Here is a 21,244-nt window from a genome sequence, read left to right on the forward strand (position 1 = left end):
GCCCTGGAGGTTGAGATGGGTTTTGGTGGAATCAGTGTCTGGCAACTGGCGATCGTCCTGCTGATCGTCATCCTGTTATTCGGCACCAAGCGATTGAAAGGCATCGGCTCGGACGTCGGCGAGGCCATCAAGGGCTTTCGCAAGTCGATGAATGATGACGACAAGCCCGCCGTGGAAGACAAGCAGGGCGAAACGCTGGATGTCCAGGCCGAGAAGAAAACGGAATCCACACCCCACAAGGACTGACGGTCCATGTTCGATATCGGTTTTCTGGAAATGCTGGTGGTGGCGATCGTCGCCCTGCTGGTGCTCGGCCCCGAGCGCCTGCCCGGTGCGGTGCGCATGGCCGGCCTGTACCTGGGGCGGATCAAGCGCAGCCTGGCGGATGTACGCAGCCAGGTAGAGCGCGAGCTGGGGGCTGACGAAATACGCCAGACCCTGCATAACGAAAAGATCATGGCCGATCTGGCGAAGAAGAAGCCGGGTGAGTCCAACGTCAAACGTAACATCACTGCGACAGCTGACGAGACCAGGCCCGAGCCGCCCGAGGTCGACACTTCGGCACCGGCCGAGCCCACTCCACCGGTTGCCGTTACGGCTGCCAGCCCCACTGACGATGATCCGACTGCACCCAAATGAGTAAAAAGTCCCCGATCCAGACCAACCTCGGCGAGATGCCGCTGGTCGCGCACCTGACCGAACTGCGTTCGCGCCTGCTGCGCATCGTGTTGATCTGGATGTTGATCTTCGCCGGCCTGTTCTACTTCGCCAACGACCTCTACACCTTCATCTCCGAGCCGCTGCGGGCCTACCTGCCCGAAGGCACCAGCATGATCGCCACGGATGTGGCCTCGCCCTTCCTGACGCCGTTCAAGCTGGCGCTGATCAGCGCGTTATTCCTGGCCATGCCCTTTGTCCTGCACCAGATCTGGGGGTTCATCGCGCCCGGTCTGTACAAGCATGAGAAGCGCATCGCCCTGCCGCTGCTGGCATCGAGCATCATCCTGTTCTATGCCGGCATGGCGTTCGCCTACTTCGTGGTGTTCCCCCTGGTGTTCGGCTTCTTCACCAGCGCCGCCCCCGAAGGGGTGACGGTAATGACCGACATCAACAGCTACCTCGACTTCGTCATGACGCTGTTCCTGGCCTTCGGCCTGTCCTTCGAGATTCCGGTGGCCACGGTCCTGCTGGTGTTGTCCGGCGCGGTCGACGTCGCCAAGCTCAAGCAGATTCGGCCCTATGTGGTGGTCGGCTGTTTCGTCATCGGCATGGTGCTGACCCCGCCGGACATCATCTCCCAGACGCTGCTGGCCGGCCCCATGTGGTTGCTCTATGAGGTCGGAATCCTGTTCGCCGGGCTGCTCAAACCGGTGACCCGCACGACCGAAGCCGAAACCGAAGACGACACCCCCTCCGCATGAACCTGTTGCTGCTTGAGGAGCAGGATTTCATTGCTCCGCAGCAGGTGCGGCTGAGCGGCCGGCGCCTGCAGCATATGCTGGAGATCCAGCAGGTAGCCGTCGGCGACAGCTTGCGGGTCGGGGAAGTGAACGGCTTGATGGGCCAGGGCACCGTGCTAGCGCTGGACCAGCAGCAGGCCGAGCTGCAGATCAACCTGACCCAGCCACCGCCCGCCAAGTTGCCCCTGACGCTGTTGCTGGCCATGCCTCGCCCCAAGATGTTCCGCCGCATCCTGCAGCACTGCGCCACACTCGGCGTGGCCGAGATCATCCTGCTGAACAGCTATCGGGTGGAAAAGAGCTTCTGGCAGACGCCCTTCCTGCAGCCTGAGGTGATTCGGGAGAATCTGTTGCTGGGCCTGGAGCAGGCGCGCGATACGGTGCTGCCCAGCGTGCGCATCGAGAAACGCTTCAAGCCTTTTGTCGAAGACCAGCTCCCGACGCTGGTAGCCGGGACCACGGGACTGGTAGCCCACCCCGGCGACTTTCCCACCTGCCCAAGGGCGCTGGCTGGCCCGGTCACCCTGGCCATCGGCCCGGAAGGCGGCTGGATCCCCTATGAAGTGGACAAGCTCTGCGCCGCCGGCTTGCAGCCGGTACAGCTGGGTGAACGCATCCTGCGGGTAGAAACCGCCGTGAACGCACTGCTTGCCCGGCTGTTCTGATCATCTGACCAGATGGGAGAAAAGCAGCGCTTGTATCAGCGATCCTGATTCCCCGCCTGGCGCGCCAACCTCGGGGGAATGAGCTCGCCAGTCGCATCCTGCCAGCCATCTCCCACCTCGATCTGCACATCCCGCGCCGCTACCGGTTCACCACATTCGGAACAGACCGTCACCGGTCGCATGACCTGGCCGCAGCCCTTGTGGATATGGCGGATCGGTGCGCCCCGCTCGTCGGCCATGTGCCGGTCACCCCAGCTGACCAGCGCCAGCATCACCGAATGCAGCTCCAGCCCGCGCTCGGTCAACCGGTACTCTTCGCGCAGCGGGCGCTGCTGATAGGGCACCCTGGCCAAGACTCCGTACTCGACCAGCTTCTTCAGGCGATCAGCCAATACGTGACGGGTGACCCCAAGGCGCTTTTCAAACTCATCGAAACGGCGAACGCCGAGAAAGCAATCGCGCAGCACCAGCAAGGTCCAGCGGTCACCGACCACCGCCAGGGTGCGGGACAATGAACAGGGCTGCTGGTCCAACTCTTCCCAACGCATACTCGACTCCTCGTTCGTACAGGGCCACAGGATAGCTTGACAAGTTCCAAAAAGAAACTGACTATCTAATCAGTTCCAAAAAAGAACCGATAAGGAGTACCCCATGTCCAGACCACCCGTTGCCGTTGTCATCGGCGCCGGCGATGCCACCGGCGGGGCCATTGCCCGGCGCTTCGCCCGTGAAGGTTTCACCCTGTGCGTCACCCGCCGCCAGGCCGATAAACTTGAGCCGCTGGTCAGCGATATCGCAGCGGCCGGCGGCGCCGCCCATGCCTTTGGTTGCGATGCCCGCAGTGAAGAACAGATGGTCGCGCTGTTCAGCGATATCGAACGGGACATAGGTCCCATCGAGGTGGTGGTGTTCAATATCGGCGCCAACGTACGATTCTCGATTACCGAAACCACCGAACGGGTGTACCGCAAGGTCTGGGAAATGGCGGCGCTGTCGGGCTTCCTCACCGGCCGCGAAGCAGCCAAGGCGATGTTGCCCCGCGCTCGCGGAACCATCATTTTCACCGGTGCCACCGCCTCGCTGCGGGGCGGCAATGGTTTCAGTGCCTTCGCCGGCGCCAAGTTCGCGCTGCGCGCCCTGGCCCAGAGCATGGCGCGCGAACTCGGGCCGCAGGGCATTCATGTCGCCCATCCGATCATCGACGGAGCCATCGACACCGCGTTTATCCGCGACAACTTTCCCGAGCGCTACGCGTTGAAAGACCAGGGCGGCATTCTCGACCCGGAGCACATCGCCGAACAGTACTGGCAACTGCATTGCCAGCCACGGGACTGCTGGACCCATGAACTGGATCTGCGGCCCTGGATGGAAACCTTCTGACCCCCACCACCACAGGACAAGGCACATGAACAAGAAAGTCGAATTCTATTTTGATGTAGGCAGCCCTGCCAGTTACCTGGCCTGGACCCAGATCGCCAGCCTGGCGCAGCGCCACGATGCCGAACTGGCATACAAGCCGATGCTGCTGGGCGGGGTGTTCAAGGCCACCGGCAATAGCTCCCCGGCAACCGTGCCGGCGAAGGGGCGCTATACCCGCGAGGATTTTCAACGTTACGCGCGGCGCTATGCTGTGCCGTTCCAGCACAATCCGTTCTTCCCGATCAACACCATGCAGCTGATGCGCGGCGCGGCCGCCTACCTGGGTACTGATCGCTTCATCCCGTACGTCAATGCTGTGTTTCAGGCCATCTGGGTCGATCAACAGGATATGGGCAACCCCGAGGTGGTCGCCGCCGTACTGGGTCGCCACGGTTTTGATATGGCTGAACTACAGCAGAAGATCAATGATCCGGTGGTGAAAGACCAGCTGCGGCAGATCACCGAAGAGGCCATCGAACGGGGCGTCTTCGGTGCGCCGACCTTCTTTGTCGGGAACGAAATGTTCTTCGGTCAGGATCGGCTGGAATTCGTGGAGGAAGCGTTGAACCGAGCTCAGTGATCGCAAGTTGATGTGGGAGCGGCCTTGACTTGATAACCTGCCGGGCATAGCGTGAGCAGCGCATCGGCCCGGTATGGACTTCATGATTTCACTTGCATTCAAGGCGCTGCTCGGCGCACTGGCGGTTCTGCTCATTGCGCTGCTGGCGCGCTCCAAGAGTTTCTATATCGCCGGACTGGTGCCGCTGTTTCCCACCTTTGCGGTGATCGCCCACTACATTATCGGCAGCGCCCGCCCGGCGGCGGACCTGCGTACCACGGCCATCTTCGGCTTATGGTCGCTGTTGCCCTACGCCATCTATCTTGCGGTGATCGCCTGGGGTGCCGGCAAGCTGCCGCTGCCTGCCATCCTGCTGTTGGCGCTGCTCGCCTGGGGCGTGGCCGCGACGCTGCTGATCATGCTGTGGGTGCGGTTCCAGCCAAGCTGAGGTCAGGTTTCCAGCAGCAGGGTCACTGGCCCGTCATTGACCAGATGCACCTGCATGTCCGCACCGAACCGCCCGGTAGCCACCTGTGACCATTGTTCGCGCGCCCGCTGCAGCAGGTAATCGAACAATTCGGCAGCCTGCTGCGGTGGCGCCGCGGTGGAGAATCCCGGGCGCAGCCCCTTGCGCGTATCGGCCGCCAGGGTGAACTGGGATACCAGCAACAATCCGCCCTGTACGTCCTGCACCGAGCAATTCATGCGCCCCTCGGCATCACTGAAGACACGATAGTTGAGCAACTTGTGCAACAGCCGGTCGGCACTGGCCCGATCATCCTGCGGCTCGATGCCAACCAGCACCAGCAAGCCCTGATCGATGGCGCCGACAATCTCGCCCGCCACCTCCACCCGGGCCTGGCTGACCCGCTGCAACAACCCCTTCATGCTATTCCGCCTCCGGCGCCAGCTTCAGCAGTTGCCGGGCCATGCTCTGGGTAGCGCGCACCAGGGCATCGGCAATACCCGGCTCGGAAGCCGCGTGACCCGCATCGCGGATGATCTGCAATTCGCTGCCGGGCCAACGCTGATGCAGCGCGTGGGCATTATCCAGCGGACAGACCATATCGTAGCGACCATGGACGATGATGCCGGGGATATGTGCAATCTTCGGCATATCGCGCAGTAGCTGATCCGGTTCAAGAAAAGACTGGTTGATGAAGTAGTGGCACTCAATCCGCGCCATGGCCAGCGCTCGCCGCGACTCGGTAAAGCGATCGACTAGCTGGGCACTGGGCCGCAAGGTGGCGCAGCAACCCTCCCAGCCGGACCAGGCCCGGGCCGCATGCATCTGGCAGATTTCATCGTCCCCGGTCAGGCGTCGGTAGTAGGCGGCTACCATGTCATCGCGCTCCGCCTCCGGGATCAACGCCTGGTAGCTCTCCCAATAATCGGGAAAGATGCGGCTGGCACCCTCCTGATAGAACCAGTGGATGTCCTCGTCGCGGCACAGGAAGATCCCGCGCAGAATCATGCCCAGCACCCGATCAGGGTGCGCCTGGGCATAGGCCAGGGCGAGGGTCGAACCCCAGGAACCGCCAAACAGCACCCACTTGTCGATCCCCAGGTGGATGCGCAGCGCCTCCATATCCTCGATCAGCGCGGCGGTGGTGTTGTTCTCCAGGCTGGCGTGGGGCGTGGAACGGCCGGCACCACGCTGGTCGAAGGTGATGATGCGGTAGATCGACGGATCGAAGAAGCGCCGGCTCAGGTTGTCGCAGCCACCACCCGGCCCACCATGAATGAACACCACCGGCAGCCCGTCTTCCTGACCACTCTCGTCGACATAAAGCACATGGGGCGCTTCGACCGCCAGATCATGACGGGCGAAGGGCTTTATCTCCGGATACAGCAGTTGCATGGTTCATACTCCCGGGTTGGCGGCCAGGCCGCATCAGGTAAGGCTCAGCCGCCGAAGGGGCGGACACCGATCAGCGCGCCGTGCAACCACATGGCAAAGACCACCCAGGCGACCAAGCCGACCACTATGGCAATCAGGTCCCGACTGAAGCCGACCGCCGGATAGCGCACACCAGCCAGACGATCACGCCGGCGCGATACCACATACAGCGCTACCGCCCAGGCGAGGAAACCACCAAACAGCAGCAGGTCGGCCAGCGTGCCATTGGCGATCAGGTGGGCGATGGCCCAGAACTTGACGCCCAGCAGCATGGGATGGCCGACCCGGGCCTTGATATGAGTTCCGGGAATATAGGTGGCCGCCAACAGGATGAAGGCCGGAACCGTCAGTAGCGCAGCAAGATGGCGGGTCCACATGGGCGACAGCCACAGCCAGGTCGGCGACAACCGTGCCTGCCCGTAGCCCCAGATGATCAGCAGCAGCCCCACCAGCGAAACAACAGCATAGAATCCCTTCCAGGCCAGCAAGCCGCGCCGGTCGATCTGCGCGACCCGCCAGTCAGCAGCAAACAGGCGAGTTGAATGTATCCCGAGAAACAGCACCAAACCCAATATCAACGCCAGCATGTAGATCTCCTTGATTATTATCAGTGTTCCAGACGGGCCTTGAGCGAACCCTCAGCCGAGCGCAGCAGCAAGGCACCGGTATCGTCGAAATCAAAGCCCTGCAGGCTCTGCAGATTGCGCAGCACCCGTTGCTCCTGTTCCATCAGCGAAGGCGCGCAGGCCATGCGGGTGGTGGCCGGCTGATTGATGGTCAGGCTTTCACCGGTCAGTTGGTATTCTCCCATGAAGTTGTTGCAGGAGGCACGGCCATTCACCTGGCCGTTACGCCAGAAATTCAGGGTCACACGGGAGCGGTCGATAATGCCACCGCCATTGATATCCTCCACTACCCACTCGCCGCCCTGCAGCAGCCGCGCCGGGTCACCACCGCAGCCGTTCAGGGTAACGCCGTCCACCTGCACGCTGACCTGCTGCGGATAGGGCATTCCGCTCATGGTGTCACGGCACAGCTGATCGCTGGCCTGCAACCGAATCGGTGGGTTGCCGCTGGTCACCACCTCGCCGGCGGTCTCGCCCGCCATATAGGGCTGGGCCGGTGATTCACCTTCGTTGAGCCGGTTCAGGGTCATTTGACCACCCTCCAACGTCACCGACCAGAAGGGCTCGTTGCCAGCGGCGCGATAGGGTTCGATGATGCTGTCGCTCGGCGCGCACAGTGGGTAGTCGTCACCGCGCAACACCAGCCAGGCTTGCTGACCCTTGAACCACAGGCTGGTCTCCGGCTCCCCCGCAGCCACATAACGCGCACCGGAGGCGCTGATCGCCCGGCTCAGGGCGAATTGCTCATCGCCGACCGTCAGCAGCAGGTCATCATCGCCCTTGGCGGAAATCGGCAGGCGCCCGCAATTCAGCTCGGCGGTAAAAGGCTCACCACCACCGATCCGGGGCACGGTGGTATCCGGCGCCGAGGTGCTGCAACCGGCCAGCGTGGTCAGGGCAGCGGCAAGCACGGCCGATGGCAGGATCTTGGTATGCATGGTCAGACTCCTCGAATATGGATCGATACGACAGTAAGGTATCCCGGGCTCAGAATGAGGAACCCGGCTGGGTCAGAAATTGCAATTCTTCCTCGGTGGAGGCTCGTCCCAACACGCGGTTACGATGCGGATAGCGACCGAAGCGCCGCAGGATATCCCGGTGCTGCAGTTCGAAGTCCAGACTGGATTCCATACCGGGTGTGTCAAACAGCACGACCGCCCGCTCATGGACCACCAGCGACTCACTGTGCATGAATGGCATATACAGGAAGCTGCGCGGTGTCACCGGCAGGGCCATATCGGCGCCGGCGGCAATAGCCTCCTGGGCCAGCACCAGCGCGATCCCGTCATGGGCGAAAGAATCGGGTTGGTCGCGGTGGATGTTGCGCGAGAACTGGTCGAGCAGAATGATCTCGGCCAGCCGCCCCTCGGGCGTGGCGCGCCATTCCCATAGCTCACCCCTGGCGGCCTGCCGATGCAGCTCGCCAAAGCGTTGCTCGATCAATTGGTCCAGCTGCGCATCTTTCTTCCACCACATCGCCGGCTTGAGCTGATCAAACCAGAAATCGAGAATCTGCTGGTGCATTGGTCCCTCCGCTTGCTGCTGGGGAAAACAGTCCCAGTGTAACCAATCTGCCGGCCCGGCGCCGGGCGACACAATGAAGCAGTCAGCAATAGCAAAGCCAGGCGCTTGCTGTATAATCGCCGGTCGCAGGAGAGAGGGGCCCCAGGCCTCCGCCGAAGGCGCAAACTCCCATAATCGCTCAGGTACCCATTACTGCGAACCACAGGACACCCGATACTGCCCAGCGCAGCGGGTGACCGCACAGCCAGCTGGAGAGAGGTTGCCAAGGCAACCCACCGAAGGGGCAAGCAGTCCATGACTGCGTAAACTCTCAGGTAAAAGGACAGGGGGAGAGGCGTCACAGCTTGCAGGAGTTCTGTGTGCTTCTCTACATCTATCTGATCGCCATCACTGCCGAAGCCATGTCCGGCGCCCTCGCTGCCGGCCGCCGCAACATGGACATGTTCGGTGTCGCCTTCATAGCCTTCATCACTGCTCTGGGCGGCGGCACGGTCCGCGACATGCTGCTGGGCAACTACCCGGTCACCTGGACCCAGCATCCGGAGTACATCTACCTGACCATCTCCGCTGGCCTGCTGACCGTGCTGATCGCCCGTTTCATGCACCGGTTGCACAGCCTGTTCCTGATCCTCGATGCCATGGGGCTGATCGCCTTCACCGTGATCGGCTGCAACGTCGCTCTGCGGCTCGATTACCCCACCCCGGTCGTGATCATGGCCGGCATCACCACGGGTATTTTCGGCGGCATTCTGCGCGACCTGCTGTGCAATCGCACACCCATGGTGCTGCGCAAGGAGCTGTATGCCAGCGTTTCACTGGCGGTGGCGATTCTCTATCTGGTGTTGCGTCACTGGGGCATCAACCATGACGTGAACCTGCTGGCCTCCTTCAGCTTCGGCCTGGCAGTGCGGCTGGCGGCAATTCGCTGGTCGCTGGCACTGCCGGTGTTTTCCTACGCGCCGGGGCGCTGGAACGACTGATTCTCGAGCCGGCAACTGGCAAGGCTGCCTATTCCCCCGTATGGTCTACATTAAGAGCTGAAGCCATGCGAGAGAGCTTCGCCAGATGCCTGATAAGGAGGACGCCCCGTGAGTGATTCAAACAGTAAAACGCCAACCGGCTCGACCATGAGTACCGGCGCACCGGCACCCAGCGATCGCAATTCTCTGACCATTGGCGCCAATGGCCCGATCATGCTCCATGATGTGCACTTTCTGGAGCAGATGGCCCATTTCAACCGTGAGAAGGTGCCCGAGCGCCAACCCCATGCCAAGGGCGCCGGCGCCTTCGGTGTGTTCGAAACCACCGAAGATGTGTCCGCCTACACCAAGGCGGCGCTGTTCCAGAAAGGTAGCCAGACCGAGATGCTGGCGCGCTTCTCCACCGTTGCTGGTGAGATGGGCAGCCCGGATACCTGGCGCGACGTGCGCGGCTTTTCGTTGAAGTTCTATACCGACGAAGGCAATTACGACCTGGTCGGTAACAACACGCCGATCTTCTTCGTGCGTGACCCGATGAAATTCCCCCACTTCATCCGCAGCCAGAAACGCCTGCCCGACTCCGGCCTGCGCGACAACCACATGCAGTGGGACTTCTGGACCAACAACCCCGAATCGGCGCATCAGGTAACCTACCTGATGGGGCCCCGCGGCCTGCCGCGCACCTGGCGCCACATGAACGGCTACGGCTCCCATACCTTCATGTGGGTCAATGCCGCCGGTGAGCGCTTCTGGGTCAAGTATCACTTCCATACCGAGCAGGGCATGGAGTTCTTCAATAACGCCGAAGCCGCCGACATGGCGGGGATCGATGCGGACTATCACCGCCGCGATCTGTTCGAGGCCATTGCCCGCGGCGAGTACCCCAGCTGGATCATGTCAGTGCAGGTCATGCCCTATGCCGACGCCGCCACCTACCGCTTCAACCCCTTCGATCTGACCAAGATCTGGTCGCACAAGGATTACCCGCTGATCAAGGTCGGCAAGATGACCCTGACCCGCAACCCGGTGAATTTCTTTGCCGAGATCGAGCAGGCGGCCTTCTCGCCTGGCAACACGGTCCCGGGTATCGGCCTGTCCCCGGACAAGATGCTGCTGGGCCGCGCCTTCGCCTACAACGACGCGCAGCGCAACCGCATCGGCACCAACTTCCATCAGTTGCCAGTGAACCGCCCCAAGGTGGCGGTCAACACCTACATGTTCGATGGTCAGATGACCTACGAGCACAGCGGCAACGCACCGGTGTACGCACCCAACAGCAGCGATCGCAGCTGGGCGGACAGTACCGGCAAGATGGAGGATGGCTGGGAAGCGGACGGCGATATGGTGCGCAGCGCCTACGAACTACACTCCGAGGATGATGACTTCGGTCAGCCGGGCACGCTGGTGCGTGAGGTATTCAACGATGAGGAACGCACCAAACTGGTCGATCAGGTAGCCGGCAGCCTGCTCGGTGGTGTGCGCAGCCCGGTGCTGGAGCGCGCCTTCGAGTACTGGCGCAACATTGATGCGGAGGTAGGACGGCGTATCGAAGAGAAGGTGCGGGCCCACTCGGCACCCGAGCCGGTGCCAGGCATGGGCGAATCCTGAGCTGAAGTCCTGATAATGCGGGGCCTGCGCAATGCAGGCCCCGCATTGCATTCAGCCCACGAACCAGGGCAGCAGCAACGCTGTAGCCAACCCCAGCAGACTCATCCCCAACGCCGCAAAGGCAGCACATTCGCCACCTTCGCGCAGCGCATGCGCCGTGCCGATGGCATGGGCATTCATGCCCAGGGTCAGCCCCCGCGCGGCGGGCGAGTCAACCCGTGCCAGACGCAGCAACGGCGGCGCCATCACAGTGCCGATCACCCCGGTCAGCATCACCAGCGCTGCGGTCATCGCCGCATCACCCCCGGCCTGCTCGGACAACAGCATGGCAATCGGCATGGTCACCGACTTGGGTGCCAGCGACATCAGCGTGACGAAGGGCGCGCCCAACAGCCAGCCAAGCAGCAGGGTGAGCACCACAATCAGCACGCCACCGACCAGCAGGGTGATCAGGATCGGCCACAGCAACATGCGGATGCGCTGGCGCTGCTGGTACAGCGGCACCGCCAGCGCCACGGTCGCCGGGCCGAGCAACAGGGCAATCGGCTCCGCGGCTTCGCGGTAGATGAGGTAATCGATATCAAGCAGCAGGAGCATCGCGATCACCAGCATCAGCGTCACGATTACCGGCTGCAGCAGCAGCGAACCAGTGCGTCGCTGCACCCAGAGCGCCACCTGATAGGCCGCTATGGTCAACATCGGCGCAAACACCGGGATGGTTACCAGCAGGGCGATCATTGGCGGCTCTCCTGACGGCGGATCAGCCATTGCAGCAGCCAGCCACAGAACGGCACGGCTACCAGCAGCGAGCCGACCAGCGCCAGCGCGATGGGCAACCAGTCCGCCAGCAGACGATCATGACTGAGCATGATGCCCGACGCCGGCACCACCAGCAGCAGCGGCAGATAGCCAAGCAGTGCGGACGCGGTCCGCTGCAGCGACTCCGGCACCTCGCCGAGGAAGGCCAGGCCCAGCACCAGCAACACCATGCCGATAATCGGCCCCGGCAGCGCCGGCACCAGAAAATGACTGATCACCGCACCCGCCACCTGCAGCGCCATCAACCACAGCAGAGCACCCAGATTCATGCCCGCCCCCTTTCACGGGGACCAGACCCGCCCCGTACGCACTTGTTTTGCTGGAAATACATGCAGCGACAGCCCCATGGCAAATTGGATTCGACCGCGCACTATGCAACATCAATTAACAAATGAACAGGCTCAGTTGCCGTGCTGAAAACCGTATCAGCGCCCTGCCATGAACGTCTGATCGCGCCATTAATCCCCGCCTCGTCATAACAGAGCGGCCTGCGACAATGCGTCACCCCTTAACGACGCGGCTTTGCTGCTGATACGGTTTTTTATCGAAAACCTGAGCCTGTTTCATATCAGACCCAATCACGATCATGTCACCAGCCTGATTCATGACTGATGGGGTAGACCATGGGTGAACGTATTCCCGTCGAGATCATCGACGCCACCATTGCACGCAACACACCCGCCCAGCTCGGCGGACCGATTCATACACGCAGCTTCGAAGGACACTACCGGCGGCTACGCCTGCTCGGCGCCGGCCTGCTGTTCCTGCTGTTCTTCGGCACGGCCTGGCTGAGCTGGCACCAGCGCCAGGCCGTGCTATGGGATCTGGCCAGCCGCAAATTCCATATCTTCGGCGCGACCTTCTGGCCCCAGGATCTGATCCTGCTGTCGGCGATCCTGATCATTGCCGCCTTCGGCCTGTTCTTCATCACGGTGGTTGCCGGACGCATCTGGTGCGGCTATACCTGCCCGCAGAGCGTATGGACCTGGGTCTTCATGTGGGCGGAGAAAGTCACCGAAGGCGATCGCCACCAGCGCGTCCGCCTCGATGCTGCGCCCTGGTCACTGAGCAAACTGCTGCGACGCGGCGCCAAGCACGCCATCTGGCTGGGCGTGAGCCTGGCCACGGCGCTCACCTTCGTCGGCTACTTCACGCCAATCCGCGAGCTGGCGGTGGATCTGCTCACCTTCGAGCTGGGCGCCCAGGCGGCGTTCTGGTTGTTCTTCTTCACTGCCGCCACCTATATCAACGCCGGCTGGCTGCGCGAGAAAGTGTGCCGCGACATGTGCCCCTACGGGCGGTTCCAGAGCGCGATGTTCGACCGCGACACCCTCGTCATCGCCTATGACACCGAACGGGGCGAGCAACGCGGACCGCGGCGCCGGGACAGCACGCCGGCCGAGCAGGGCCTGGGGGATTGCATCGACTGCACCCTGTGCGTGCAGGTCTGCCCGACCGGCATCGATATCCGTGATGGCCTGCAGTTCGAATGCATCGCCTGCGCCGCCTGCATCGATGCCTGCGACAGCGTCATGGACCGCATGGGTTATGCGCGCGGCCTGATCAGCTACACCTCCGAACGTGCTCAGCAAGGCGGCACCACCCACTGGCTGCGACCACGGCTGCTTGGCTACGGCAGCATGCTGGCGCTGATGATCGGGCTGTTCGTGGTGGCGCTGCTGGACCGGCCGATGATGTCGCTGGACGTTAGCCGCGACCGTGGCAATCTGTTTCGCGAGAACAGCGCCGGCCAGCTGGAGAACAGCTACAGTCTCAAGGTGATCAACAAGAGCCAACAACCCGGCCGCTATCAGGTCACCCTCGATGCACCGCAAGGCCTGCAGTTGGCGACCCCGGTCAGCGTGCAGCTGGCGGCCGAAGATATCCACGATCTGCCGCTCAGTGTGGTCTGGACCGGCGAACAATCTCCCGCGGCACGCCAGCGCATCCGCTTCGTCCTCGCTGCAGAGGATGACAACAGCGCACCGGTTGTGGCCGAATCAACCTTTCTGGCACCGGCCAGCTACTGACTGCATGGAACCCTTCGATGAAACGCTACGAGCGCCTGGCCGATACCATTGCCGAATTGATTCGCACGGGCATTCTGGCGCCGGGCGAGCGGATTCCTTCGGTGCGCCAGGCCAGCCAGAGTTATGGCGTGAGCCCGTCCACGGTATTCCAGGCCTATTACCTGCTGGAGGACCGCGGGCTGATCCAGGCCCGCGCCCGCTCCGGCTATTTTGTCCGCAGCCTGGCCGGGCTGCCCCTGCCTGACCCGCAACCCACCCCGGCAGTGCCCCCAACCACCGAGGTCGGTGTCAGCGAGCTGGTATTCTCGGTACTCGGCTCACTGAAGAACCCGCATACGGTTCCCTTCGGCTCGGCCTTTCCCAGTCCCGACCTGTTCCCGATGGCCCGTCTGGCCCGCTCCATGACCAGCAGCCTGCGCAACCTGTCGCCCCACGACATCATCGCCGACATGACCGCAGGCAATGCCGACCTGATGCGCCAGATCGCCCTGCGCTACATGGTCAGCGGGGTCAGGTTGCCAATAGAAGAACTGGTGGTCACCAACGGTGCACTGGAAGCCCTCAACCTTGGGCTGCAGAGCGTGACCCAGGCCGGCGACCTGGTGGCGATCGAGTCACCGACCTTCTATGCCTGCCTGCAAGTACTCGAACGGTTGCAATTGAAGGCCGTAGAGATTCCCGTGCACCCACGGGACGGCATCGATCTGGCGGTACTGCGCGAACGTATGGGCAGCCTGCCGATCAAGGCCTGCTGGTTCATGAGCAGCTTTCAGAATCCGCTCGGCGCCAGCCTGGATAACAGCCGCAAACAGCAGTTGTACAACCTGCTGCAGGAGCATCAGGTGCCGCTGATCGAAGACGATGTCTATGCCGAACTGCATTACGGCGAACGTCCGCCCATGCCGATCAAGGGGCTGGACAGTGAAGGCCTGGTGATTCACTGCGGGTCTTTCTCCAAGACCCTGGCGCCCGGCTACCGGGTGGGCTGGGTAGCCGGCGGGCGTTTCACCGAGCGCATCGCCCGGCTCAAGCTGATGACCACCATCTCGCCCTCGGTACCGGCCCAGACTGCCATCGCCGATTACCTGCAGCATGGCGGCTACGATCGCCACCTGCGCAAATTGCGCCATGCCCTGCAACGCCAACAGGAGGCGATGCTCGCCTCCGCCGCCCGCCACTTCCCCAAAGGCACCCGCGTCACCCAGCCCGACGGTGGCTATTTCCTCTGGTTCGAGTTTCCCGAGCAGGTCGATTCGCTGCAGTTATTCCGATTAGCCCTGGCCCAGGGCATCAGCCTGGCACCCGGCCCGATCTTCTCCGCCAGCCAGAGCTTTCGCCACTGCGCGCGCCTGAACCACGGCCACGCCTGGGGGCCGGACAGCGAGCGGGCGATGGAACTGCTGGGGCGGATGCTGCGGTCGTTCTGAGCTTCGCCTTCAGCCTCAGCAAACCGAGCTGGTCATTCCAGCGCTTCGCGCAGCCGCTGCTGATCTGCCACACAGGTCAACGCCATCTCACTGCGCTGCAACGCGATGGCCGACTGTCTGGCGGCCGCCTGGCGAAAGCTCGCATTGCCCCGCCGCTGCAACGCCGCCAGCGACTTCTGCAGCCGCAGCTGCACCTCGATCATCCCGGCGCCATCGCGGGCTATCAGCATGAACGCATCTTCAAGCAAGTCGTCATCGCCCAGTGGCAACAGATGCAGGCGTGGATAGTCGACGGGCACATCTTCCCGCCCACCCGCCCATTGGGACAGCAGGCGCGTCAGACGGCCTATCACATCGATGGCCGTGCCCGGGTCATTGACGGCCGGCGATAGCGCCCGCGAGGCAATTTCCGACATGACCGCCAACCCGAAGCGCGGGTCCTGATCAAAGCTCCGGTTGGTGTCGATCACAAACTGATCTGCAATCTGCCCGGTCACCTCCGACAGATCCTGCTGCGAATGGAGCCAGACCACCACGGTATCCTCGAACACGAACGCGCCCGGATTAAGTGGCAAGTAGGCTTCGCAGTCCGCTTCTTCGCATAGGCGGGACAACACCGGGATATCGATAAACTGGATATAGCCGATGGCGCTGGCGTACACCGGAATCGCGCCCGGCGGCACCGCGCCAACATCGTGCCAGGGGTTGGCGCCCAGATAGGGCACCGCCAGGCGCTCGGTCAGCGCCGCGCCGGCAACCTGCTCGACCCGGTCGATGGTCGTGCCCACCCGACCCAGCGAGATCAGGTGGTTGATCCAGCGCAACAACTGGATCACTACCAGCCCGATAACCACGATGGTGAACAGGAACAGCACCGCTCGCCCGCGCTCACCGTAGGAGCCGGTCTTGAGCACAATGATGCCAACGATGCTGAACAGAAAGGCGCCAATGAAGGTCGACAGCACGTTGTTGGTCAGCTCGTCTTCCATCAACAACTTGGTCGCCCGCGGCGTCACGTTGGTGGTTGCCGCGCCAAAGGCCGCGGTCATTACCCCCAGCGAGAATGTCGTGACCGCCAGCATGCTCGAAGCGATGATATTGAGCAGACTATCCACCGCATCCGAGCTCAGGTTGAACGGCATCTCCCAAGGGAAGACCCGCTCCGCGACCAGCGCCAGCACCGCCGTGAGCATCCCCGCGATACCAAAGGCCACCGCCCGCCACCATAGCTGGCGTTTTACTCGCTCATAGAGCCAATGCCAGTAATTCACGCCTGCCTCCGCTCCCGTTTCGCTGACTAGAGCGTAGCACCGTCCCGGCAACGTGACAGCAGTGCGAGGCAGGGGGCGTTATGCCGTCCAGATCGCGCCTGCTCGCTCCCCATCATCTAGCCCGGCGCGGAGGTATCCCGGCCTCGTATTGAGGCACCTCATCATTAATCGACCACCAGTTGGTTTTTGAACCCACATAGATATGCGCACCAGGCGATGTAGCCAGCGGCTCGTTCAGCAAGCCGGCACGGATGCGCAGCACACCGGGCATATCATCCTTGGTGCTGTACAGCGGTGAGCCACAATGACTGCAGAACACCCGATGCTTACCGGGGGATGACTCGAAGGACTTGAGCAGCTCCGCACCGCTGAGCAGGGTGAAGGCACTTTCCTGCACCGGAATGTTGGTCGCGAAGGGCGTACCTTGCGCTCGCCTGCACTGGGAGCAGTGGCAGATCTGAATCGGCTCAAGCTCACCCACAATCTGAAAGCGAACGTCGCCGCATTGGCAGTGGCCTGTGTACATGGAATTACCTCCCTTTTTCCCGCTGGGGCAGGATGCTATTGTGTGCCACATCTTAAACAACAAGAAATACTGCCATGCTGAAGCCCTATTCCCGTAGTCTGTACCCCTCCTGGCTTGCCCTCGCCTGCCTGCTGTTCACCAGCGTCCTGCACGCTGAAACCATAGCGCCGCCCATCGCAGCCGAACGCTTCCAGATGCTCGAAAAAGCCCTGCAGGCCGAAGTCGATCAGGGGCGTCTTGCCGGCATCGCCGTACTGGTGGAGCAGGACGGCAAGCTGCTGCACCGCAGCCAGCATGGGTATCAGGATATCGCCGCCGAAGTACCGCTGGCCGAAGACACCCTGTACAAGATCTTCTCGCTGACCAAGCCGGTCACCAGCGTCGCCATGTTGATGCTGCAGGAACAGGGCAAATTATCACTGGATGATCCCCTGGCCAAATACCTGCCGGAATTTGCCGACCTCAAGGTCGCCGTCGCCGACGGCCCGGACGGCATACCGCAAACCGCCGCCCACACCCACGCACCGACCCTGCGCGAGCTGATGAACCAGACCGCCGGCTTCAGCTATGGCGTATTCAGTCAGTCCCAGGTCGATACCCTGTACCTGAAGGCGGACCTGTTCAACACCGAGCAGACCCTGGAAGAAATGGTCGGCAAACTGGCCAAGCTACCACTACTCAATCAGCCCGGCACCGCCTGGAACTACAGCCTCTCGGTGGATATCCAGGCACGGGTAGTCGAAGTCGTCAGCGGCCAGCCGTATGAGCAGTTCCTCGCCGAGAACATCTTCAAGCCGCTCGGCATGAAAGACACCGGCTACCACGTCAATGCCGAACAGGCACCACGGCTGGCAATATCCTACAAGCCCGGCGACAACGGTCTGGAGCCGCAGGACAACACCCAGTACCTGACCAAACCCAAGCTGACCCAGGGCGGCAGCGGCCTCATCTCCAGCATGGGCGACTACCTACGCTTCGCCCGCATGCTGCTCAATGGCGGCGAGCTGGACGGCGTGCGACTTCTCTCAGCCGAATCGATAAACGAAATGGCCCGCGACCAGCTGCCGCCAGATGTTGATGGCCCCAACTGGGCACCCGGCAACCGCTTCGGCCTGAACGTGGCTATCGTTGAGGACAGTGCCAAGGCCGGACACCTGCCGGTCGGCACCTACTGGTGGTGGGGCATCCAGGGTCCCTGGATGTGGGTTGACCCGAGCAATAACCGGATCGTATTGGGGATGATGCAGAACACGGACTACCGCCACTCACGAGTGGTGCATGGTACGGTCAGTCGTATTTTGTTTGGGGAGCGTTAAGAGAACATTGCGCCAGCTAGTGCCTCCCCAACCGGAACTTATAAAAAATGTAATATATAAATATAAACATCGCTTCCTTGCCTAACGCCGCGTTAAGGCGTGACGAAATGCCTGCCATAATCTGAGCGAAGTGAACTGGCAAGCGTTGACAACTTGCTCTTAAGCGCTTTGTTAGGCTTACTTCCCCCACGCCCACTGTTTCTTTTTTAAAGCCGAAGTCTTTGGCACCAGAAAAAAAGGGAAAAACTCGAACATGCATGGTATTTCATTCTCCTTACCATGTGACACATACAACTCATGCAATTCATCGCATTGATGCCATAGTAACCCATGAAATGGACGGAGAATTTCAATTATCGACCAAACAATATGAGGATTAGCCTTTTCTATCGCAAACATCAAATAGTAGAAGTCGAGCATTGTAACCCACTCACCATCGACATTTTGTTGCCAACTTCCAGCCATGCCAGAACGGTCAACAAACTGAATTGCATCACGTTGCAATTTGGCACGTACATCGTTACGCAAGCTCCAAATGTGATCATCAATTACAGAAAGCCAAAGACTAATAGGGTCTTCATTTTTGGTATAGTCTGTCAATACATCAAGATTGTAGTATCGAGAGCCTACAGCAAACTCTGCAAGAGTTGCAAGTATTTTATTTTGCTTATCATTTAGTTTTAACTCCGTCCGCAATCCATATTCTTGCGACAACTCTGAACATTTTTCAAAAAGGTCTTTTATATTATGCCCAAAATCCCGCAGCTCTTTGTTTGTAGGATTTTTCAGACCATTCTTGAGCTGATGGTCAAGAATAAGCACTATCTTCATCAGGCGCTCAGACCCAGTCGCCAATTCAAATAAACCTGAATAAAACAAACCTCGACGGCTGTCATCAATATTTGCATTTCTTATTGAGTTTAAGCCACCTAGAAGGCTAGACATCGTCAAATGTCCCTCCTGAGTCAGCAACCTAAAATTTCGGGTAAACATGGTGTTTATTCTCCCATAATTCTAACGCCGTTAAGCGGCAAACTACAGCTGGCTAAAACAAGTGAGACACGAACAAAAATCCGGCTATAACTTGTCCGACGTGGAAACTCTTGCCAGATCGTGCTACTTTTTATCTATAGCCGCTTTCAATAAGTCGAATATTGCTTTGTTCGAAACAGGATCTTCTACTTTTGGCTCAGCACCATTTAAACCAAAAAACTTTTTAGTCAGTTCCTCTTTAACTTTATCTCTAGTATCTTTGGGCAATTTTTCTAAATATGGATCTAAGGAAGCCAATTCCAATTCAGAGCGCCTATTGTGGTTTTCTAAATTCCTATGTTTGGCAGATTCTTTAGCCGCATAAGCCGCAGGTATTGCTAAGACAAGAGCAGCGCCTACTCTAAACAATGCTAACTTCCAATCAAACCCATTTTTAGCGGATATGAAAATTGTAACGCCAATAAACAATACCATTCCTATCATCAAGCCAAGAGCAATACGACGCCAGATATCTGCTGCTTCTTTCTCATTGTTTGCAATATTTTGGTAGTTACCTGTTATACCAATATTTCCTATGATCTGTAGTAGAGTAGAAGCTTCTGATCTTTTCTCTTCTAATTCATCCAAAACTGCCTGAGCATCAGATTTTTGTTTCTCAACTTGCTCACTAAAGTGTTCTCTGTGCTCAACTAGAAGCTCTTCCACTTTTTCTTCATTTGCAACTACGTTAGCGTTTAGCTTTTCGCTAACATCTTCTGAAAAAGCTTGGTATTGGCTTTCAAAGTTACTTGTTGTTTCGTCTAGCCTTTTAAAATATCGTTGTTCCGCTTCGCCAAATCGCTCATTAAAACTGCTAAGTGATGCTTGAATACTTTTATCGTACTTATTGATTTCAACCACCAACTCTTCAAGTTTAGATTTTTGAGCTGCTGAGTCCTTCGCAACAGCTTCAACAGAATCAAGCAGTTCATCTTTTGACTTCTTTAACTTGGCAAATGATTTTTCGGCTAACTTTTTAAACTCAACAAGTGAAGTAGTAAATGATTGCTCCGTAATAGATTGCTTGGTAACAGGCAATGCATTTAGCTGTAGCATCAAGTTATCGACATGGGCAGATGTGTTATTTAGATGCGCCATATTTTTGCTTGAGATATAACCATTAACTTCCGAGGTTATGCTACTTATATAACTATTAGCCTTATTTAAATGGGCATGGTTTACAAGTGCAGGAATCAAGCTTTGAAGGCACAACTCAGCATATAATTTCGCCTGAGTAACACGATCAATAATTTCAATCATATTGAGGTCTTCGGATACAAGTTCTTTATCTTCCAATCTCTCTGTCAAATTCTCAAGGCTTGCATGAATAGCATGCTCATTGAACCTATCATCCCACTGTGACATTTGATCTCCTATCTATGATTGAAACCTAACGCCCAACTCAGCGAGCAATTGGAGCGAAGGGGCAACTGATTCGCTGCGGTCGTTTGTTATGAGCTACGGCTTACTCACTGTAATTTTCATGCCAGGTAGTATCCCAATCTCTTTAAGCCCACGGCTATCTGTACATGGCACACCGGCTTTCGTTCTAGTGATCATCCTGGCGTTTTTGATGACTTTCCCTTCCTCATTTTTTAGCACCCAAGAATAACCATATTCAAACGGTCTCACATGCCTTTCAATCAAGAAAAATATCTCATTGGTTAGACTGTCGAATGATGAAAATGCAACGTAAGGTAGATCGAAAACATCCGCGTCAAAACCTGTTAAAGGTCTAGCATCGACAGTAATAAATGTGCTGACTTTGATTGATTCAGTTATTTTCTCAGCAATACTTTTTCTATCCTCAGGACTAGGAGCATCATCTGCAGCATCAAGGACTTCATAAATTTTAGCCTCTATAACTTTTTCCATCGAAGCAATGCCTTCCCTTTTTGACTTGCTGCCATTTGCGCTCTCTAAAAATGACTCATCACTTTTGTAGTCAGATGGAGCATAAAGGGACTTATGATTCCAATTCAGTGTTGCAAAAAACAGAAGACTAAGGTAACAGGGAAAATCATCAAGAACCATATATAAAGCTTTTGGTTTTCTGCATCGATGAAAGGCAGAATTCCTGCG

General features: G+C 59.0%; 25 protein-coding genes and 2 riboswitches. Of the genes, 12 read left to right on the forward strand and 13 right to left on the reverse strand.

All coding sequences use genetic code 11. The features are described 5' to 3' along the window. The first annotated feature begins 15 nt into the window (after nt 1-15). The 4 genes from tatA to DHB74_RS10345 are packed head-to-tail and all read left to right on the forward strand — an operon-like array spanning nt 16 to nt 2,125. Nucleotides 16-246 (forward strand): twin-arginine translocase TatA/TatE family subunit, encoded by a 231-nt coding sequence (tatA, locus tag DHB74_RS10330; protein ID WP_036991309.1) that lies wholly within the window; start codon nt 16-18, stop codon nt 244-246. A 6-nt stretch (nt 247-252) separates the two neighbouring features. Beyond that, nucleotides 253-639, forward strand: a complete 387-nt coding sequence (tatB, locus tag DHB74_RS10335) for a Sec-independent protein translocase protein TatB (RefSeq protein WP_136868437.1) — start codon at nt 253-255, stop codon at nt 637-639. Beyond that, nucleotides 636-1,421 (forward strand): twin-arginine translocase subunit TatC, encoded by a 786-nt coding sequence (gene tatC / locus DHB74_RS10340; RefSeq protein WP_036991312.1) that lies wholly within the window; start codon nt 636-638, stop codon nt 1,419-1,421. Before tatB ends, tatC begins: the two co-directional genes overlap by 4 nt. Further along, entirely contained in the window at nt 1,418-2,125 is a 708-nt protein-coding gene (locus DHB74_RS10345) for a 16S rRNA (uracil(1498)-N(3))-methyltransferase (protein WP_036991313.1), read from the forward strand. Before tatC ends, DHB74_RS10345 begins: the two co-directional genes overlap by 4 nt. Before the next feature lie 35 nt (nt 2,126-2,160). Here DHB74_RS10345 and DHB74_RS10350 read toward each other — a convergent pair whose 3' ends face one another. Then, nucleotides 2,161-2,673 carry a winged helix-turn-helix transcriptional regulator gene (locus tag DHB74_RS10350; RefSeq protein ID WP_036991314.1) on the reverse strand — a complete coding sequence of 171 codons (513 nt, stop codon included), beginning with the start codon at nt 2,671-2,673 and terminating at the stop codon, nt 2,161-2,163. Between the two features lie 103 nt (nt 2,674-2,776). Here DHB74_RS10350 and DHB74_RS10355 point away from each other — a divergent pair, with 103 nt between their 5' ends. The 3 genes from DHB74_RS10355 to DHB74_RS10365 all read left to right on the forward strand — a co-directional run bounded on the left by DHB74_RS10355 (nt 2,777) and on the right by DHB74_RS10365 (nt 4,551). Next, nucleotides 2,777-3,505 carry an SDR family oxidoreductase gene (locus tag DHB74_RS10355; protein WP_074779232.1) on the forward strand — a complete coding sequence of 243 codons (729 nt, stop codon included), beginning with the start codon at nt 2,777-2,779 and terminating at the stop codon, nt 3,503-3,505. A gap of 25 nt (nt 3,506-3,530) precedes the next feature. After that, nucleotides 3,531-4,124, forward strand: coding sequence for a 2-hydroxychromene-2-carboxylate isomerase (locus DHB74_RS10360; protein ID WP_499161399.1), 594 nt, complete (start codon nt 3,531-3,533; stop codon nt 4,122-4,124). Between the two features lie 85 nt (nt 4,125-4,209). Beyond that, a complete protein-coding gene (locus tag DHB74_RS10365) occupies nt 4,210-4,551 on the forward strand; it encodes a GlpM family protein (protein ID WP_499161589.1) in 342 nt (113 codons plus the stop codon). 2 nt (nt 4,552-4,553) lie between these two features. On the opposite strand, the gene dtd is transcribed toward DHB74_RS10365, so the two are convergent. The 5 genes from dtd to DHB74_RS10390 are packed head-to-tail and all read right to left on the reverse strand — an operon-like array spanning nt 4,554 to nt 8,153. Further along, nucleotides 4,554-4,991, reverse strand: a complete 438-nt coding sequence (gene dtd / locus DHB74_RS10370; RefSeq protein ID WP_499161400.1) for a D-aminoacyl-tRNA deacylase — start codon at nt 4,989-4,991, stop codon at nt 4,554-4,556. A gap of 1 nt (nt 4,992) precedes the next feature. Continuing rightward, nucleotides 4,993-5,964 carry a prolyl aminopeptidase gene (pip, locus tag DHB74_RS10375; protein WP_499161401.1) on the reverse strand — a complete coding sequence of 324 codons (972 nt, stop codon included), beginning with the start codon at nt 5,962-5,964 and terminating at the stop codon, nt 4,993-4,995. Nucleotides 5,965-6,008: 44 nt separating this feature from the next. After that, the gene (locus DHB74_RS10380; RefSeq protein ID WP_499161402.1) at nt 6,009-6,590 is read right to left on the reverse strand and encodes an NnrU family protein; all 582 of its coding nucleotides are present in this window, start codon (nt 6,588-6,590) and stop codon (nt 6,009-6,011) included. Nucleotides 6,591-6,610: 20 nt separating this feature from the next. After that, nucleotides 6,611-7,567, reverse strand: coding sequence for an META domain-containing protein (locus DHB74_RS10385; RefSeq protein WP_499161403.1), 957 nt, complete (start codon nt 7,565-7,567; stop codon nt 6,611-6,613). 49 nt (nt 7,568-7,616) lie between these two features. Next, the gene (locus DHB74_RS10390; RefSeq protein ID WP_499161404.1) at nt 7,617-8,153 is read right to left on the reverse strand and encodes a DUF924 family protein; all 537 of its coding nucleotides are present in this window, start codon (nt 8,151-8,153) and stop codon (nt 7,617-7,619) included. 116 nt (nt 8,154-8,269) lie between these two features. Beyond that, a riboswitch (glycine riboswitch) is annotated at nt 8,270-8,358 on the forward strand. 33 nt (nt 8,359-8,391) lie between these two features. Continuing rightward, a riboswitch (glycine riboswitch) is annotated at nt 8,392-8,489 on the forward strand. 23 nt (nt 8,490-8,512) lie between these two features. Between DHB74_RS10390 and DHB74_RS10395 the strand changes: the two genes are divergently transcribed. Together DHB74_RS10395 and DHB74_RS10400 are read left to right on the forward strand one after the other, a co-directional pair. Then, nucleotides 8,513-9,133, forward strand: coding sequence for a trimeric intracellular cation channel family protein (locus DHB74_RS10395; protein ID WP_036992001.1), 621 nt, complete (start codon nt 8,513-8,515; stop codon nt 9,131-9,133). A gap of 147 nt (nt 9,134-9,280) precedes the next feature. Then, entirely contained in the window at nt 9,281-10,741 is a 1,461-nt protein-coding gene (locus DHB74_RS10400; protein WP_499161590.1) for a catalase, read from the forward strand. 51 nt (nt 10,742-10,792) lie between these two features. On the opposite strand, the gene DHB74_RS10405 is transcribed toward DHB74_RS10400, so the two are convergent. Then, nucleotides 10,793-11,479, reverse strand: a complete 687-nt coding sequence (locus tag DHB74_RS10405; RefSeq protein ID WP_036991328.1) for an LrgB family protein — start codon at nt 11,477-11,479, stop codon at nt 10,793-10,795. Further along, a complete protein-coding gene (locus tag DHB74_RS10410) occupies nt 11,476-11,829 on the reverse strand; it encodes a CidA/LrgA family protein (protein ID WP_036991330.1) in 354 nt (117 codons plus the stop codon). The genes DHB74_RS10405 and DHB74_RS10410 overlap by 4 nt, the downstream gene beginning before the upstream one ends. Before the next feature lie 354 nt (nt 11,830-12,183). On the opposite strand from DHB74_RS10410, the gene ccoG reads away from it, so the two are divergent. Together ccoG and mapR are read left to right on the forward strand one after the other, a co-directional pair. Next, nucleotides 12,184-13,590, forward strand: coding sequence for a cytochrome c oxidase accessory protein CcoG (gene ccoG / locus DHB74_RS10415; RefSeq protein WP_499161405.1), 1,407 nt, complete (start codon nt 12,184-12,186; stop codon nt 13,588-13,590). Nucleotides 13,591-13,607: 17 nt separating this feature from the next. Next, complete coding sequence (mapR, locus tag DHB74_RS10420) at nt 13,608-15,017, forward strand: GntR family transcriptional regulator MpaR (RefSeq protein ID WP_136868445.1); 1,410 nt, start codon at nt 13,608-13,610, stop codon at nt 15,015-15,017. 32 nt (nt 15,018-15,049) lie between these two features. On the opposite strand, the gene DHB74_RS10425 is transcribed toward mapR, so the two are convergent. Both DHB74_RS10425 and DHB74_RS10430 read right to left on the reverse strand, forming a co-directional pair. Beyond that, nucleotides 15,050-16,288: a DUF2254 domain-containing protein gene (locus tag DHB74_RS10425; RefSeq protein ID WP_499161406.1), complete on the reverse strand. Its 1,239-nt coding sequence runs from the start codon at nt 16,286-16,288 to the stop codon at nt 15,050-15,052. Nucleotides 16,289-16,400: 112 nt separating this feature from the next. After that, the gene (locus DHB74_RS10430) at nt 16,401-16,814 is read right to left on the reverse strand and encodes a GFA family protein (RefSeq protein ID WP_280165054.1); all 414 of its coding nucleotides are present in this window, start codon (nt 16,812-16,814) and stop codon (nt 16,401-16,403) included. Between the two features lie 74 nt (nt 16,815-16,888). On the opposite strand from DHB74_RS10430, the gene DHB74_RS10435 reads away from it, so the two are divergent. Then, a complete protein-coding gene (locus DHB74_RS10435; RefSeq protein WP_499161407.1) occupies nt 16,889-18,130 on the forward strand; it encodes a serine hydrolase domain-containing protein in 1,242 nt (413 codons plus the stop codon). Between the two features lie 177 nt (nt 18,131-18,307). Here DHB74_RS10435 and DHB74_RS10440 read toward each other — a convergent pair whose 3' ends face one another. From DHB74_RS10440 to DHB74_RS10450, 3 genes are all read right to left on the reverse strand, one after another. Then, nucleotides 18,308-19,075, reverse strand: coding sequence for a hypothetical protein (locus DHB74_RS10440; protein ID WP_499161408.1), 768 nt, complete (start codon nt 19,073-19,075; stop codon nt 18,308-18,310). A 171-nt stretch (nt 19,076-19,246) separates the two neighbouring features. Beyond that, nucleotides 19,247-20,527 carry a hypothetical protein gene (locus DHB74_RS10445; RefSeq protein ID WP_499161409.1) on the reverse strand — a complete coding sequence of 427 codons (1,281 nt, stop codon included), beginning with the start codon at nt 20,525-20,527 and terminating at the stop codon, nt 19,247-19,249. Nucleotides 20,528-20,620: 93 nt separating this feature from the next. After that, entirely contained in the window at nt 20,621-21,196 is a 576-nt protein-coding gene (locus DHB74_RS10450) for a hypothetical protein (RefSeq protein WP_499161410.1), read from the reverse strand. Nucleotides 21,197-21,244: the final 48 nt, after the last annotated feature.

This window comes from Pseudomonas sp. G11-1 (assembly GCF_024031555.1).
Taxonomy (GTDB): domain Bacteria; phylum Pseudomonadota; class Gammaproteobacteria; order Pseudomonadales; family Pseudomonadaceae; genus Halopseudomonas; species Halopseudomonas bauzanensis.

What these genes read in the sequence shown, in the direction of transcription:
- tatA (WP_036991309.1), top strand. Translation starts at nt 16, where the DNA reads ATGGGTTTTGGTGGAATCAGTGTCTGGCAACTGGCGATCGTCCTGCTG.
- tatB (WP_136868437.1), top strand. Translation starts at nt 253, where the DNA reads ATGTTCGATATCGGTTTTCTGGAAATGCTGGTGGTGGCGATCGTCGCC.
- tatC (WP_036991312.1), top strand. Translation starts at nt 636, where the DNA reads ATGAGTAAAAAGTCCCCGATCCAGACCAACCTCGGCGAGATGCCGCTG.
- DHB74_RS10345 (WP_036991313.1), top strand. Translation starts at nt 1,418, where the DNA reads ATGAACCTGTTGCTGCTTGAGGAGCAGGATTTCATTGCTCCGCAGCAG.
- DHB74_RS10350 (WP_036991314.1), bottom strand. Translation starts at nt 2,673, where the DNA reads ATGCGTTGGGAAGAGTTGGACCAGCAGCCCTGTTCATTGTCCCGCACC.
- DHB74_RS10355 (WP_074779232.1), top strand. Translation starts at nt 2,777, where the DNA reads ATGTCCAGACCACCCGTTGCCGTTGTCATCGGCGCCGGCGATGCCACC.
- DHB74_RS10360 (WP_499161399.1), top strand. Translation starts at nt 3,531, where the DNA reads ATGAACAAGAAAGTCGAATTCTATTTTGATGTAGGCAGCCCTGCCAGT.
- dtd (WP_499161400.1), bottom strand. Translation starts at nt 4,991, where the DNA reads ATGAAGGGGTTGTTGCAGCGGGTCAGCCAGGCCCGGGTGGAGGTGGCG.
- pip (WP_499161401.1), bottom strand. Translation starts at nt 5,964, where the DNA reads ATGCAACTGCTGTATCCGGAGATAAAGCCCTTCGCCCGTCATGATCTG.
- DHB74_RS10380 (WP_499161402.1), bottom strand. Translation starts at nt 6,590, where the DNA reads ATGCTGGCGTTGATATTGGGTTTGGTGCTGTTTCTCGGGATACATTCA.
- DHB74_RS10385 (WP_499161403.1), bottom strand. Translation starts at nt 7,567, where the DNA reads ATGCATACCAAGATCCTGCCATCGGCCGTGCTTGCCGCTGCCCTGACC.
- DHB74_RS10390 (WP_499161404.1), bottom strand. Translation starts at nt 8,153, where the DNA reads ATGCACCAGCAGATTCTCGATTTCTGGTTTGATCAGCTCAAGCCGGCG.
- DHB74_RS10400 (WP_499161590.1), top strand. Translation starts at nt 9,281, where the DNA reads ATGAGTACCGGCGCACCGGCACCCAGCGATCGCAATTCTCTGACCATT.
- DHB74_RS10405 (WP_036991328.1), bottom strand. Translation starts at nt 11,479, where the DNA reads ATGATCGCCCTGCTGGTAACCATCCCGGTGTTTGCGCCGATGTTGACC.
- DHB74_RS10410 (WP_036991330.1), bottom strand. Translation starts at nt 11,829, where the DNA reads ATGAATCTGGGTGCTCTGCTGTGGTTGATGGCGCTGCAGGTGGCGGGT.
- ccoG (WP_499161405.1), top strand. Translation starts at nt 12,184, where the DNA reads ATGGGTGAACGTATTCCCGTCGAGATCATCGACGCCACCATTGCACGC.
- mapR (WP_136868445.1), top strand. Translation starts at nt 13,608, where the DNA reads ATGAAACGCTACGAGCGCCTGGCCGATACCATTGCCGAATTGATTCGC.
- DHB74_RS10430 (WP_280165054.1), bottom strand. Translation starts at nt 16,814, where the DNA reads ATGTACACAGGCCACTGCCAATGCGGCGACGTTCGCTTTCAGATTGTG.
- DHB74_RS10435 (WP_499161407.1), top strand. Translation starts at nt 16,889, where the DNA reads ATGCTGAAGCCCTATTCCCGTAGTCTGTACCCCTCCTGGCTTGCCCTC.
- DHB74_RS10440 (WP_499161408.1), bottom strand. Translation starts at nt 19,075, where the DNA reads ATGTCTAGCCTTCTAGGTGGCTTAAACTCAATAAGAAATGCAAATATT.
- DHB74_RS10445 (WP_499161409.1), bottom strand. Translation starts at nt 20,527, where the DNA reads ATGTCACAGTGGGATGATAGGTTCAATGAGCATGCTATTCATGCAAGC.
- DHB74_RS10450 (WP_499161410.1), bottom strand. Translation starts at nt 21,196, where the DNA reads ATGGTTCTTGATGATTTTCCCTGTTACCTTAGTCTTCTGTTTTTTGCA.